This window comes from Micromonospora sp. NBC_01655, from assembly GCF_026339755.1.
Lineage (GTDB): Bacteria > Actinomycetota > Actinomycetes > Mycobacteriales > Micromonosporaceae > Micromonospora.
In genome coordinates this window covers 5,034,448-5,048,402 of record NZ_JAPEQF010000001.1, presented here as the reverse complement: position 1 = coordinate 5,048,402, position 13,955 = coordinate 5,034,448, and the positions used below count along the sequence as shown (strand labels likewise).

Annotated in this window: 13 protein-coding genes and 1 tRNA gene; 12 read left to right on the top strand and 2 right to left on the bottom strand. The window is 70.6% G+C overall.

The genetic code is table 11. From position 1 onward, the window contains the following. Positions 1–21 precede the first annotated feature (21 nt). Positions 22–339 carry a TM2 domain-containing protein gene (locus OOK41_RS22780; protein WP_266267940.1) on the bottom strand — a complete coding sequence of 106 codons (318 nt, stop codon included), beginning with the start codon at positions 337–339 and terminating at the stop codon, positions 22–24. A 224-nt stretch (positions 340–563) separates the two neighbouring features. Between OOK41_RS22780 and ald the strand changes: the two genes are divergently transcribed. The 12 genes from ald (at position 564) to OOK41_RS22720 (ending at position 12,530) form a co-directional block, all read left to right on the top strand. Next, on the top strand, positions 564–1,679 hold the full coding sequence (ald, locus tag OOK41_RS22775) for an alanine dehydrogenase (RefSeq protein WP_117673036.1): 1,116 nt from the start codon (positions 564–566) through the stop codon (positions 1,677–1,679). Continuing rightward, on the top strand, positions 1,676–2,683 hold the full coding sequence (locus tag OOK41_RS22770; RefSeq protein ID WP_266267939.1) for a site-specific tyrosine recombinase XerD: 1,008 nt from the start codon (positions 1,676–1,678) through the stop codon (positions 2,681–2,683). Before ald ends, OOK41_RS22770 begins: the two co-directional genes overlap by 4 nt. A gap of 220 nt (positions 2,684–2,903) precedes the next feature. Next, complete coding sequence (locus tag OOK41_RS22765; RefSeq protein WP_117673016.1) at positions 2,904–3,827, top strand: ParA family protein; 924 nt, start codon at positions 2,904–2,906, stop codon at positions 3,825–3,827. 88 nt (positions 3,828–3,915) lie between these two features. Next, positions 3,916–4,905, top strand: coding sequence for a ScpA family protein (locus tag OOK41_RS22760; RefSeq protein ID WP_266266643.1), 990 nt, complete (start codon positions 3,916–3,918; stop codon positions 4,903–4,905). Beyond that, positions 4,902–5,795, top strand: a complete 894-nt coding sequence (scpB, locus tag OOK41_RS22755) for an SMC-Scp complex subunit ScpB (protein ID WP_266266642.1) — start codon at positions 4,902–4,904, stop codon at positions 5,793–5,795. The genes OOK41_RS22760 and scpB overlap by 4 nt, the downstream gene beginning before the upstream one ends. Next, positions 5,782–6,552, top strand: coding sequence for a pseudouridine synthase (locus tag OOK41_RS22750; RefSeq protein ID WP_117673020.1), 771 nt, complete (start codon positions 5,782–5,784; stop codon positions 6,550–6,552). The genes scpB and OOK41_RS22750 overlap by 14 nt, the downstream gene beginning before the upstream one ends. Before the next feature lie 188 nt (positions 6,553–6,740). Next, positions 6,741–7,421: a (d)CMP kinase gene (gene cmk, locus OOK41_RS22745; RefSeq protein WP_117673022.1), complete on the top strand. Its 681-nt coding sequence runs from the start codon at positions 6,741–6,743 to the stop codon at positions 7,419–7,421. Further along, complete coding sequence (der, locus tag OOK41_RS22740) at positions 7,418–8,821, top strand: ribosome biogenesis GTPase Der (protein WP_117673024.1); 1,404 nt, start codon at positions 7,418–7,420, stop codon at positions 8,819–8,821. Before cmk ends, der begins: the two co-directional genes overlap by 4 nt. Positions 8,822–9,021: 200 nt before the next feature. After that, positions 9,022–9,095 (top strand) — tRNA-Pro (locus OOK41_RS22735). Positions 9,096–9,634: 539 nt separating this feature from the next. Continuing rightward, on the top strand, positions 9,635–10,045 hold the full coding sequence (locus tag OOK41_RS22730; RefSeq protein ID WP_266266641.1) for a hypothetical protein: 411 nt from the start codon (positions 9,635–9,637) through the stop codon (positions 10,043–10,045). 584 nt (positions 10,046–10,629) lie between these two features. Next, positions 10,630–11,589 (top strand): tyrosine-type recombinase/integrase, encoded by a 960-nt coding sequence (locus OOK41_RS22725; protein WP_266266640.1) that lies wholly within the window; start codon positions 10,630–10,632, stop codon positions 11,587–11,589. A gap of 443 nt (positions 11,590–12,032) precedes the next feature. Further along, the gene (locus OOK41_RS22720) at positions 12,033–12,530 is read left to right on the top strand and encodes a YcxB family protein (RefSeq protein ID WP_266266639.1); all 498 of its coding nucleotides are present in this window, start codon (positions 12,033–12,035) and stop codon (positions 12,528–12,530) included. A gap of 570 nt (positions 12,531–13,100) precedes the next feature. On the opposite strand, the gene OOK41_RS22715 is transcribed toward OOK41_RS22720, so the two are convergent. After that, positions 13,101–13,397, bottom strand: coding sequence for a hypothetical protein (locus OOK41_RS22715; RefSeq protein WP_266266638.1), 297 nt, complete (start codon positions 13,395–13,397; stop codon positions 13,101–13,103). Between the last annotated feature and the right edge of the window lie 558 nt (positions 13,398–13,955).

Here is a 13,955-nt window from a genome sequence, read left to right as displayed (position 1 = left end):
CCCCTCCGTCACTGCCGGACGTCAGTCGCGCAGGGGGCGGCCCTGCCCGTCGACACCACCGTTGATCAGGATCAGGATGCCGTCGATGACGCCCCAGAGGCTGCCGAAGCCGCAGGTCACGAGTGTCACCACGAGCTGCAGCACGCCGGTCTTGGTGTCGCCCATGTAGAACCGCCCGACGCCGAAGCCGCCGAGCACGATGCCGAGGACGCCCGCCACGACCTTGCTCTTGTCGGAGACGCCCTGCGGGTACTGCTGGTAAGGAGGTGTGGTCATGGGGCGACACCCTAGTGATCCGCTCGCGTCTTGTCCGCCGCGCCGCACCGGAGGTGGGACGATGGGTCGCCAACACTGTCCTGACGGCTGATCCGATCTCCACCGCCGGCCCGGCCGATGCCTGACACATCGTCAGCACCGCCGTGGACCGGATGTCACAGTGTCGGCGCTGCGCGGCGGACGGCGCGCCTAGACTGCCGCCGACGGGACCGGTGGACCGCGGCGGCAACGGGGCCGCAGCGCACCGTGCGGTCGGGGTGGGACGCCCCGAGAGAGGTGTCTGCATCGTGAAGGTCGGAATCCCCCGCGAGGTCAAGAACCACGAGTACCGGGTGGCGATCACGCCGGCGGGCGTCAACGAGTTCACCCGCGGCGGCCACCAGGTCTTCGTCGAGTCCGGCGCCGGCGTCGGGTCCAGCATCACCGACGACGAGTTCGCCGCGGCCGGGGCGAAGATCCTGGCCACCGCCGACGAGGTGTGGGAGACCGCCGAGCTGGTGCTCAAGGTCAAGGAGCCGATCGCCGAGGAGTACCACCGGATGCGCGAGGGGCAGGTGCTCTTCACCTACCTGCACCTGGCCGCGTCCAAGGTGTGCACCGACGCGCTGGTCGACCGGAAGGTCACCGGCATCGCGTACGAGACCGTCGAGCTGCCCGACCGGTCGCTGCCGCTGCTCGCCCCGATGTCCGAGGTGGCCGGCCGGCTCGCCCCGCAGGTCGGCGCGTACCACCTCCAGCGGCAGGGGGGCGGGCGCGGCATCCTGATGGGCGGCGTCTCCGGCGTGTACGCGGCGAAGACCGTGGTCATCGGCGCCGGCGTGTCCGGGATGAACGCCGCCGCGATCGCGCTCGGCCTGCAGGCCGAGGTGCTGCTGCTGGACAAGAACGTCGCCCGGCTGCGCCAGGCCGACGCCATCTACCGGGGCCACCTGCAGACGGTCGCCTCCAACGCGTACGAGATCGAGCGGGCCGTGCTCGACGCGGACCTGGTCATCGGCGCGGTGCTGGTGCCGGGCGCGAAGGCCCCGACGCTGATCTCCAACGAGCTGGTCTCCCGGATGAAGCCGGGCAGCGTGCTGGTCGACATCTCCATCGACCAGGGTGGCTGCTTCGAGGACTCCCACCCCACCACGCACGCCGAGCCGACGTACCAGGTGCACGAGTCGATCTTCTACTGCGTGGCGAACATGCCCGGCGCGGTCCCGCACACCAGCACCTACGCGCTGACCAACGTCACCCTGCCGTACGCCCTGGAACTGGCCAACCGGGGCTGGCGCGACGCGTTGCGCCGCGACCCGGCCCTGGCGCTGGGCCTGAACACCCACGACGGACGGGTCGTCTACGGCCCGGTCGCCGAGGCGCACGGCCTGCCGGCCCTGCCGCTGGACGAGGTGTTGGCCTGACCGACGACGCGCGGGGCGCGACGCCCGACGGGGCCGGGGCGGGCGAGGAGCCCGCGCCGGCCCTGCGTCGCGCCGTGCGGGGCTACCTCGACCACCTCACCGTCGAGCGCGGACTGTCGGCGAACACGCTCTCGTCGTACCGCCGGGACCTGGAGCGCTACCTCGCGACGCTCGCCGCGGCCGGCGTCGTCGACCTGGCCGCCGTCGACACCGGCCAGGTCGAGGCCCACCTGGCCCGGCTGCGCGCCGGCGGCGACGGCCACCCGCCGCTGGCCGTCTCCTCGGCCGCCCGGGCGGCCAGCGCCGTGCGCGGCCTGCACCGCTTCGCGCTGCGCGAGGGGCTGGCCGGCGTCGACCCGAGCCGCGACGTCCGGCCGCCGACCCCGCCGCGCCGGCTGCCCCGCGCGCTCGCCGTCGACCAGGTGGTCCGGCTGCTGGAGATCGCCGGGTCGGTGGCCGCCACCGGCGAGGGCGCGCCGCTCGCGCTGCGCGACCGGGCGCTGCTGGAGTTCCTGTACGGCACCGGGGCGCGCATCTCCGAGGCCGTCGGCGCCGTCGTCGACGACCTGGACGCCACCGAGGGGACGGTGCTGCTGCGCGGCAAGGGCGGCCGGACCCGCCTCGTGCCCATCGGCGGGTACGCCGTCGAGGCGCTGCGCGCCTGGCTGGTGCGGGCCCGGCCCGCGCTGCTCGCCGCCGGCCGGGGCACCCCGGCGGTCTTCGTCAACGCGCGCGGGGCGGCGCTGACCCGGCAGGGCGCGTGGACCATCCTGCGCCGGGCCGCCGAGCGGGCCGGCCTGCCGGTGACCGGCCCCGGTGCGGTCTCCCCGCACACCCTGCGCCACTCGTACGCCACCCACCTGCTCGACGGCGGCGCCGACGTGCGGGTGGTGCAGGAGTTGCTCGGCCACGCCTCGGTGACCACCACCCAGGTGTACACGTTGGTCACCGTGGAGCGGCTGCGTGAGGTGTACGCCACCGCCCATCCCCGCGCCTGCGGCTGACTGGGTCGAGGCGTACCGCCCCCCGCCTGGGCCGACGGGCCGGGCCGGTACGGCGCACCGGCCGACACGCCGTACCGGTGCCGAACGCCCTGCTTGCCGGTGGCGTACAGTCGGCATGGCGCGGACCTTGCGGGGCGGATGACGGGGGTGCGCAGCGGCGCCGCGAGGGACGTCGGACGGCTCCGACGCCGGGTGGTCGTCGGGAGGGGGCAACGAGGACATGGCTGGCAACGGTGACCGTGCCGAGACCTGGACGTCGGAGCTCCGCGAGCAGCAGGCCACGCTCGGTGCGGACCTTGGCCCGGCGGACCCGGCGGCCTACACGATGCGCAAGCCGATCCCCGAGCCGATGCCCACCGACCGGCACGGGCCCGCCCGGATCATCGCGATGGCCAACCAGAAGGGCGGCGTCGGCAAGACCACCACGACCATCAACCTGGGCGCCGCACTGGCCGAGTACGGCCGCAAGGTGCTGCTGGTCGACTTCGACCCGCAGGGTGCCCTCTCGGTGGGGCTGGGGGTCAACCCGCACAACCTCGACCTGTCGGTCTACAACCTGCTGATGCAGGACGACGTCACCGCCGAGGACGTCCTGATCAAGACGGACGTGGCGGGGCTGCACCTGCTGCCGGCCAACATCGACCTCTCCGCGGCCGAGATACAGCTCGTCAACGAGGTCGCCCGGGAGATGGCCCTGGCCCGGGTGCTCAGGTCGATCCGCAAGGAGTACGACTACGTCCTGATCGACTGCCAGCCCTCGCTGGGCCTGCTGGCGATCAACGCGCTGACCGTCGCGCACGGCGTGCTCATCCCCCTCGAATGCGAGTTCTTCAGCCTCCGCGGGGTGGCCCTGCTGCTCGACACGATCGACAAGGTGCGCGAGCGGCTCAACTTCGACCTGGAGTTGGAAGGCATCCTCGCCACCATGTACGACAGTCGCACCACCCACTGCCGGCAGGTGCTCCAGCGGGTGGTCGAGGCGTTCGGCGACAAGGTCTACCAGACGGTGATCACCAAGACCGTCAAGTTCCCGGAGTCCACGGTGGCCGGCGCCCCCATCACCACCCTCGACCCGGCCTCGTCCGGCGCCCGCAACTACCGCCAGCTCGCCCGCGAGGTGATCGCCCAGCAGACGGAGCGGTAGCCCCCGTGCGCCGTCGTCCCGGTGTGCGCCCCCGATCCGGGGCGTACCTTCCCGTCCGGGCCCGGGGAGCGCGGACTACGGTCGTCCGGTGACCGCCCCGCCCCTCGACCCGCCCGCCACGCTCCCGCCCGCCGAGGCCGGGGCGGCCGTCGACGTTGACGCGGCGACCGGGTTCACCGTCCGGCTGGACAACTTCACCGGCCCGTTCGACCTGCTGCTGCAACTGATCGGCAAGCACAAGCTCGACGTCACCGAGGTGGCCCTGCACCGGGTCACCGACGAGTTCATCGCCTACATCCGGGCGATGGGCGACCAGTGGGACCTGGACGAGGCCAGCGAGTTCCTGCTGATCGCCGCCACCCTGCTCGACCTGAAGGCGGCCCGGCTGCTGCCCGCCGCCGAGGTGGAGGACGAGGCGGACCTCGCCCTGCTGGAGGCGCGGGACCTGCTCTTCGCCCGGCTGTTGCAGTACAAGGCGTACAAGGAGGCGGCGGCGCACATCGCCGCGCTGGAGGCAGTCGGCGGCCGGCGGTACCCCCGGGCGGTGACCCTGGAGCCCCGGTACGCCGAGGCGCTGCCCGACCTGGTCCTCGGCATCGGCCCGGAGCGGCTGCTCCGGATCGCCGTCCGGGCGATGACCCCGAAGCCGGTGCCCGAGGTGTCCATCGCGCACGTGCACATGGTCCGGGTCAGCGTCCGCGAGCACGCCGCGATCCTCACCGAGCGGCTGCGCCGCGCCGGCACCGCGACGTTCTCCCTGCTCTGCGCCGACTGCGAGGCCACCCTGGAGGTGGTGGCCCGGTTCCTGGCCCTGCTGGAGCTGTACCGGGAGGGCCTGGTCTCCTTCGAGCAGGAGCAGGCCCTGGAGGAGCTGACGGTCCGCTGGACCGGTCCCGCCGACGGCGCCGCCGACCTGCACATCGACGAGTACTCCGGCGCACCGCCCCAGCCGGAGGGCCCGGAACCGGCAGCCGCCGGAGCGGGCAGGGCGGACGACACGGCGGCCGTCCAGCGCGCGGCTGCCGTCGGGGCGGACGACGAAGGCGCGGCGGCAAGCACGGAAGGACGACCCCGATGAGCGACGAGGAACGCCGCGACTCCCTCGCCGATCAGGCCGCCGCCTGGGTCCCACCCTGGGAACGCCCCGCCGCACCGGAGCCCGCGCCCGACCCGCTCGCGACCCCGACCCCGGCTCGGCCGGATCCCGGTGGCGAACGGCCCCCCGAGGAGCCTTCCACGATCTCCGAGGAGCCGGCCGACGAGCCCGCTGCGGCGGAGCCCGGGATGGAACACCGGGAGTCGGACGCGTCCGGGATCTCCGCGGGTCGACCCGACGCCCCGCAGCCGGCGGCGGACGGGGGCGGCGGTGGGGCCAGGCGAGGACGGCGGAGGGCACCCGAGCCACCCCCGGCGCCGGTGCTCGACGACGCGGAGCTGCGCGGTGCGCTGGAGGCGATCCTGCTGGTGGTGGACGAGCCGGTCAGCGAGCTGACCCTCGCCCAGGTGCTGGAGCAGTCCCCCGAGCGGATCGGCCCGGTCCTCGACGACATCGCGGCCGGCTACACCGCCGCCGGGCACGGCTTCGAGCTGCGCCGGGCGGCCGGCGGCTGGCGGCTGTACACCCGGCCGGAATACGCTACGTACGTCGAGCGGTTCGTGCTGGACGGGCAGTCGGTCCGGCTGACCCAGGCGGCGCTGGAGACACTGGCCGTGGTGGCGTACAAGCAGCCGGTGACCCGCTCGCGGATCTCGGCCATCCGGGGTGTCAACTGCGACGGGGTGATCCGTACGCTGGTCTCCCGCGGCCTGGTCGAGGAGTGCGGCACCGAACCGGACAGCGGGGCGTTCCTCTACCGGACCACCACGATGTTCCTGGAGAAGCTGGGGCTGAACTCCGTCGACGAACTGCCGCCGCTCGCCCCGTTCCTCCCCGACGACGTAGAAGAGCTTGCCGATGCCACGCGATGACCGTGCCCCCAAAACCGACGCGCCCGTCTTCGAGGGGGCCGAACGCCTCCAGAAGGTGCTGGCCGCCGCCGGCGTGGGCTCCCGGCGTGCCTGCGAAGACCTGATCTTCCGCCGCCGGGTCACGGTGAACGGCCGGGTGGCCCAGCTCGGCGACCGGGCCGACCCCACCCACGACGTCATCCACGTCGACGGCGAGCGCCTCCAGGCCGACAACCGCCTGGTGTACCTGGCGATGAACAAGCCGCGCGGGGTGGTTTCCACCATGGCGGACGAGAAGGGACGCGCCGCGCTGTCGGACTTCCTCGGCAACCGGGTGGAGCAGCGGGTCTACCACGTCGGGCGGCTCGACGCCGACAGCGAGGGCCTGCTGCTGCTCACCAACGACGGCACCCTCGCCCACCGGCTCATGCACCCGTCGTACGGGGTGTCGAAGACGTACCTGTGCGAGGTGGCCGGGCCGATCCCGCGCAACCTCGGCAGGCGGCTGGCGGCCGGGATCGAGCTGGAGGACGGCCCGGTCACGGTCGACTCCTTCAAGGTGGTGGACACCCTGGGCAAGACCGCCCAGGTGGAGCTGACCCTGCACGAGGGGCGCAAGCACATCGTCCGGCGACTGCTGGGCGAGGTCGGGCACCCGGTGGCCCGGCTGGTGCGTACCTCGATCGGGCCGATCCGCCTCGGCGACCTGCGTGCCGGGCGGACCCGCCGGCTCACCAACGCGGAGGTCGCCGCCCTGTTCAAGGCCGTGGGTGACTGACCCCGCGGTGCCGGGTACCACAACCGGTAGGCTTCCGTGACGCCCCGGGTGGGGCGCGCGGTGGCGTGGATCGCCACCGGCGGCGTCGCGCGCGACCGCAGTGCCGGCCGCGCGCATGATTGACGACGACGACAACCGCTCGCGACGGGCCGCCGGGCCCCGCGAGGCACGGGCTGAGGAGGATCACGGTGGAGGAAAACGTACGGGCCGGGCGCTGCGTGGTAGCTGTGGACGGGCCGTCCGGTTCGGGTAAGTCCACCGTCTCCCGGCGGCTCGCCGCCGGGCTCGACGCCCGCTATCTGGACACCGGCGCGATGTACCGGGCGATCACCTGGGCGGTGCTGCGCTCCGGGGTCGACCTGACCGACGCCGCCGCGGTGGGCAAGGTCGCCGCCGAGGTCGACCTGCGCATCGGCACCGACCCCCAGGGGTACGGGGTGACCGCCGACGGCGTGACCGTCGACCGGGAGATCCGCGGCCCCGAGGTCACCGGCGCGGTTTCCGCCGTGGCCGCCGTGCCGTCGGTGCGGGCGCTGCTGGTGGCCCGGCAGCGGGAGCTGATCGCCAGGACCAGCCGGATCGTGGTCGAGGGCCGGGACATCGGCTCGGTCGTCGCACCCGACGCGGACCTGAAGGTCTACCTGACCGCCTCCGAGACGGCCCGCGCCCAGCGGCGCAGCGCCGAGGACGCCGCCGACGTGGCCGCCACCGCCGCCGACCTGGCCCGCCGGGACCAGCTCGACTCGACCCGCAAGGCCGACCCGTTGCAGCAGGCGGCCGACGCGGTGGTGCTGGACACCACCGAGCTGGGCATCGACGAGGTCGTCGACCGGCTGCGCGCGCTGCTGACCGAGCGGGGAGTGGCGTGACCACGGACGAGGGCTGGGTGGAGCTGCGCGAGCCGGACGTCGACGCCGACGAGCCGACCGGGCCGGTGCCGGTGGTGGCCGTGGTCGGCCGTCCCAACGTCGGCAAGTCCACCCTGGTGAACCGGATCATCGGCCGCCGCCAGGCGGTCGTGGAGGACATTCCCGGGGTGACCCGGGACCGGGTCCCGTACGACGCGCAGTGGTCCGGCCGGGCGTTCACCGTGGTGGACACCGGCGGCTGGGAACCGGACGCGAAGGACCGGGCCGCGGCGATCGCCGCGCAGGCCGAGATCGCCGTCGCCACCGCCGACGTGGTGCTGTTCGTGGTCGACGCGGTGGTCGGCTCCACCGACGTGGACGAGGCCGCGGTGAAGATGCTGCGGCGCAGCGCGAAGCCGGTGATCCTGGTCGCCAACAAGGCCGACAACACCTCCGTCGAGATGGAGGCGACGTCGCTCTGGTCGCTCGGGCTGGGCGAGCCGTACCCGGTCTCCGCGCTGCACGGCCGGGGCTCCGGGGACCTGCTCGACAAGATCCTGGAGGCGCTGCCCGAGGCGCCGGCGATCGTGGAGAACCGCCCGCGCGGCCCGCGCCGGGTGGCGCTGGTCGGCCGCCCCAACGTCGGCAAGTCCAGCCTGCTCAACCGGTTCTCCGGCGAGGAGCGGGCGGTTGTCGACTCGGTCGCCGGCACCACGGTCGACCCGGTGGACAGCCTGGTCACCATCGGCGGGGAGACGTGGCAGCTGGTGGACACGGCCGGGCTGCGCAAGCGGGTCGGCAAGGCCAGCGGCACCGAGTACTACGCCAGCCTGCGGACGGCCTCGGCGATCGAGGCCGCCGAGGTGGCGGTGGTGCTGCTCGACTCCAGCGAGCCGATCAGCGAGCAGGACCAGCGGATCCTGTCCATGGTCACCGAGGCCGGCCGGGCGCTGGTGATCGCCTTCAACAAGTGGGACCTGGTCGATGCCGACCGCCGGTACTACCTGGACAAGGAGATCGAGCGGGAGCTTCGCCGGATCCCGTGGGCGTTGCGGATCAACCTGTCGGCGATGACCGGCCGGGCGGTCGACAAGCTCGCCCCGTCGCTGCGCAAGGCGCTGGCGAGCTGGGAGACCCGGGTGCCGACCGCCCAGCTCAACCAGTGGCTGACCGCGCTGGTCCAGGCCACCCCGCACCCGGTTCGCGGCGGGCGGGCGCCGAAGATCCTCTTCGCCACCCAGGCGGGTGTCGCCCCGCCGCGGTTCGTGTTGTTCACCACCGCGCCCCTGGACGCCGGCTACCAGCGCTTCGTCGAGCGCAAGCTCCGCGAGGAGTTCGGCTTCGAGGGCAGCCCGGTGGAGATCTCGGTACGCCCGCGCAAGAAGCTCGGCCCGGGCGGCCGGGGCAAGGCGCACGGCTGACCGGCCCGCACACGACGAAGGAGCCGGGTGGGGCAATTGCCCCACCCGGCTCCTTCGTTCCGACTTTCACCCACCCTCCTAGGACGCCTGAGCGGTTGTGGTGCGGCCACCGCTGCAGGCGGGGCCGATGCGGTCGGAACGAAGATCGTGCGCTAAGCTGTACCGGCTGCCGCAGGAGGGAAAGAGCCGCGCGGAAGCATCGGGACGTGGCGCAGCTTGGTAGCGCACTTGACTGGGGGTCAAGGGGTCGTCGGTTCGAATCCGGCCGTCCCGACAAGGTAAAACAGCAGGTCATTGGGCTGATCCGACGCATCGGGTCGGCCCTTCTGGCTTCCTGGGGACCACGTCGGTCAAGTGCGCCGTCCGGTAGCGCTCCTTGACCGTTGGTCAAGTCCAAGCATCCAGGCTTGTTGCCTGCCGGATTGTTCTCTTGCTTCATCAAGGCGGCCCGCAAGCGGGCCGCGCCGGCCGCGCTCGGCCTGCTGGCGGCGCAAGCGCCGGCATCGGCCGGCGCGCCGGCCGATTGCAGACTGCCCCAAGGAACTGATGCCTCCGGCGGGGATCTTCGACAGAGATGGGGCCGCCCACCTTCACCGTGAGTCCGGGCGAAGCCGAACAGACCTGCTCCCCGCTGTCAACACAACGATCCACCGTGTTGACAGCGGGGAGCAGGCCCGTTCCACGATGTGCGGACTCACGGCGGAGATGGGCTTGAGGCAGAGGAACGGTTGGCGGCAGCACCGCCTACGCTGCCGGGATGAAGGCGGACAGGGTGCCGGCCAAGCTGACGGCGGACATCGACAGGAGACGGGCATGAGTAGGCGAAAGATCGTGCTTGTGGCTGTCGGCCTCCTGATAGCGCTGTTGCCAGGTGCCCTTGCCTGGCGCGCACTGTGGCCGGTTCGCATCGACGCTCTGTGCGGCGTCTTCCAGTCCCGGCAGGGTGGGGTCATCAACATCGCGCCAGATCACGCCTTCACGGTGTCTGAGGCCATGTTCGGTCCCAACGCGGACGGATCTACGGACACGGTTTCCGGGAGCGGCCAGCTGCGCCCGGGCGACTTGGCAGCGGACGGCCAGCTTGTCCTGAAGATGGAGGATGCCAAAGCAAGCCTTGAGTTGAACACTCAGCGCAGCTGGCGGGGGAAAGTGAGCCTGTGGTATTGGGCCGACGACCCGGACACCGGGGAACGCGAGACCTTCGTCCAGAAGTCTGCCTGCTAGCTGCGGACGGTCCGCATCTAGTCCGCAAGAGGCCCACCGAAGGTAGGGGAGCGGTGAGAGATGTCGGAAGGTATTTCCGCTGCTAGACCACCATGTGCCCAGGTCGGCGGGGTGCCCATCTTGATCTCATAATTTTTCGGTTGCCGTGCCCGTTGCGTGCCCGTTGGGATGGGCGACAGCGGTCAACGGCGGTCAGCTCCTGGACGTAATAGCCAGCGTGGTGGCGCAGGTCAAGGCAGCTCACTGCCGACCAGCTCCGCCCGTGTCCACACTTCCTAAACCGCGTGCTGCGGGCGTTGGGGCGTTCCAGCGTCCGGGGACCAGGTGGGGACCACACGTCGTCCGCGATGTTGGGCAGCATGCCGTCGACTACACGGCCTGATCTTGGGGATAGCGTGTGTGACGTGCGGGAACGCTTACCAAATCGTCCTGGGGGTCAAGGGGTCGTCGGTTCGAATCCGGCCGTCCCGACAGCGAGAGGGTTTCCGCAGGTCAGCGACTTGCGTAAACCCTCTTTTCATTGCTTGGCATGGATGCCCGGTCTAGCACGCCGCTGTTGGACTCCTTGACTCGGGCAGGTTGTCATGCCACTCCTCGATCTTCAGAAGCTCTCCGCCGGGCTGTCCCGGACCTGGGCCGGGTTCCTTCGGGACTGGGACCGGTCGCTGCGGGCCGGGAACTACCCGGCGACCACCCGTTACAACTACCTCCTCGCTGCCGCGCAGTTGGGTCGGTATCTGGGGGAGTCGTCCCCGGATCCGGACGCCGATGATGCGGCTGACGACCCGTGCGCGGTGACGCGGGCGCACGTGGAGGCGTTTCAGGCCTGGATGATTGACACCCGGTCTGCGTCGACCGCGTTGAACAAGCACAAGGGGCTGCAGCAGTTCTTCAAGTGGCTGCTCGTCGACGAGCAGGCCATCGACCGCTCGCCGATGGAGCGGGTTCGGCAGCCGAAGACGCCCCGGAAGCTGATCCCGGTCCTGCGCGACGAGGACACCGGCAAGCTTCTCGACGCGTGCAAGGGCAAGGGCTTCGTCAACCTGCGCGACGAGGCGCTGATTCGGCTGTATTGCAATACCGGTGCCCGGCTGTCCGAGGTGGGCAACCTCCTCGTGGCCGATGTCGACCTGAACACTGAGTCGGTGCGCTTCCATGGCAAGGGTGCCAAGGATCGACGGGTACGTTTCGGGCCGAAGACCGCTCGGGCCGTCAGCCGCTATCTACGGGCCCGGGACAAGCATAAGGGCGCCGCACTGCCTCAGCTGTGGTTGGCCGAGCGCGGCACGGCCCCCTTGGCTCCGAATGGCATCAAGATCCTTCTCAAGCGGCTGGGCAAAGCGGCCGGGGTGCCGGACGTGCACGCGCACCGATGGCGGCACAGCTTCGCCCACGAATGGAAGCGCGCCGGTGGAGACACCGGAGACCTGATGTTCCTGCTGGGCTGGACATCGGAGGACATGCCCCGTCACTACGGTGCGAGCGCGGCGGCCGAGCGGGCGCAGGAGACGCAGGCGCGACTGGGTATCGGCGAGCGCGTGTAGGTCGGGTGGACGACGTGATCACGCACGGCAGGGCCGTGCGTGATCACGTCGTTACCGGTAGGCTGCGCCCGAGAACCCGCCGTTCAAGTAGCAGCGGTGGACCAGAGAGTAGTGTCTAGATCACTTTCCCGGATTTCAGCGACACGCCGAGGTGTGTTGCACGACCGGAGGATTCGCTGCAAAAGTAAGCTTGGGAGCAGTCCGGCCAGCCTGCCTGACCTGCGACTTAAGCTTTGGGTCCTCATCCGCCCTACTCGGTGGTCGCCATTACGTGTCGACTATAGAACGGCGTCAATGTGCCCACAGTGTCAGGAGCTACGACGCCTGGGGTAGTCGATATCCGCTCATGCCGTTGACAACGGGTGGCCCTCCCTCGACGATCCGGCCAGCGGGGCGGGAGCCAGGCGCTGCCCGGGGGCGTGTGGGGGCACTATCGTTCTGGCGTGCACATCCGTTTTGACGTCCCCGCCGATCCTGGCTACCCGGGCCGTGTGGCCGCTGCGCTCGGCAGTGTTCGGCTGCGTAGGTACGGTTATATCGGCGCGATGCTGGCGGCGGTCGGGGCGTTCGGGTTCGCCGTCTCGCGGGGGTTCGCGTGGGGCGAGCAGATCTCGTCGCTGTGGATGGCGATGGTCGTGGGTGGGCTGCTGTCGATGCTGTACTCGCCGTGGGTGCGGTGGCGGGCCCGGCGGCGCTCCAGTCGCTACGCTGTCGAGGGCGCCTATGACATCACCGACGAGAACATCATGATGCGCAGCGGCTCGGAGTCCGGCGGCATCGCCTGGGACGGGGTCGACCAGGTAAGGGACACCCCTGAGTTCTGGATCGTGTACGTCGGCCGGATGCCGGTGACCGTGATCCCCCGCCGCCTGATGTCCGCCGAGGATGCCGAAACGTTGCGAGCCCATATGGCCAAACGTGGGCTGCTCCAGCTTCGGTGAACTCATCTGCCGCCGTCCGGGTGCGCTAGCCGGTCGACGTCACGCTCGATTGCTGGCCGCTGGGTCGGGCAGGCTTTCTCGCTGTCAGCGCCCGCCGGGCTCCGGCCGTTCGTCAAAGGCCAGTGTCCGCGTGCTGTGGTACGAGTGGGACTCGGGATCCTCTCGTCCTTGGTCAACTGGCTCGGTCTCGGTCGTCCACACCTTCACCGCCCGATACGCGAACCCGTCCTGCGCCGTCGCCTCGGCGCGGAAGGAAACCCTCTGTCCGGCAGCAGTTGCCGGAACCCGTTCATGGCGATGGCCGAAAAATGAACCCAACACCCGCCGGGGACCTCCAACCCATCGATGACACCCCATCCCTCATCGATCTGATAGGTGAACGACTCCTGAGCTTGCCACCCGCTCATTCTGCCTGGCGCCGGTATCGCGCAGTGCAACATCGTGCCGACGTACTCACACGCCGCCGTCCGTGCGCGCCATCCTCAGCGGCGGTCGTTACGCTCCGTGGTCGGTCTTCGATGTTGGCTGACGTCCGGAAACGCTGCGGACCGTTCGCCTGGTCCCTTGCAATCAGCTGATCCGGATCCACTCGATCGGCTGGTGGACCTCTCGCTCGATCTGCGTCGCAACGGCGGCCAGAAGGCGCGTGGCCATGTCCGTGGTCATCGGGCCTTCGATCGAGGCCTGCCAGCCAACGGGCTCACCCGAGAACGAGATCTCGGTATCACCGCAACGCAGCCGGTGGTCTCCCCAGCCGGACGCGACGGAGCAGCCCCAGCCGGAAGGCGTTAGCACCTGCGCCATCCGGTCCTTAGATATCGCCGGCCAGTCATGGTCGTCGCGCGTACGAATCAGGTACTCCATCACGTCCCACATCATGCTTCGGCGTCTCGGTCCGGGCACCCTCATTTGCCGCTGCCCGCGTGCCCGTTCGGCGTCCGGTCGTGTCGACGAGATGAGCGCGTCGCCGAGAGGGTGAACGATGTGTGGCGATCAAGAAACACATCGTGCCAGAATCTAGACAGCAGGAGGGGAGTATTCCCTCGCGATGGTGTCGTCAGCACGGAGGAACGCCCCGTTCCTGATCGTGGTCCGCGAGGACCACCCCGGCGCCATCGGTTCGGACTTCAACATCCGGGCGGAAGAGACCTCCGACAAGCGGGACATCAGTCCCCCGAGCCTAGGAGACCGCGGGCTACTCGCCCGCATCTGAGACCCGTCGGGGCAGGGACATCTCAGCTTCACCAGTGTGAGCGCTGGTCGAGCTGAGCCCTGCGCTTACTCGACCGGCGAGATGCGGGGTTGTCGATGAACCTGTTCGCTGTCGGTCTTTCGGTCGCTATCGTCTCTTCGATTCCTGTCTGCGTGCTTGGACTCGTAGCGCTTTGGGCGCTACGAGGAACTGAGCCGCAGGATCGTCCTGCA

Bases quoted from the DNA above. Each gene is read 5' to 3' on its own strand.
- OOK41_RS22765 (WP_117673016.1), top strand. From the start codon at position 2,904: ATGGCTGGCAACGGTGACCGTGCCGAGACCTGGACGTCGGAGCTCCGC.
- scpB (WP_266266642.1), top strand. From the start codon at position 4,902: ATGAGCGACGAGGAACGCCGCGACTCCCTCGCCGATCAGGCCGCCGCC.
- OOK41_RS22750 (WP_117673020.1), top strand. From the start codon at position 5,782: ATGCCACGCGATGACCGTGCCCCCAAAACCGACGCGCCCGTCTTCGAG.
- OOK41_RS22730 (WP_266266641.1), top strand. From the start codon at position 9,635: ATGAGTAGGCGAAAGATCGTGCTTGTGGCTGTCGGCCTCCTGATAGCG.
- OOK41_RS22725 (WP_266266640.1), top strand. From the start codon at position 10,630: ATGCCACTCCTCGATCTTCAGAAGCTCTCCGCCGGGCTGTCCCGGACC.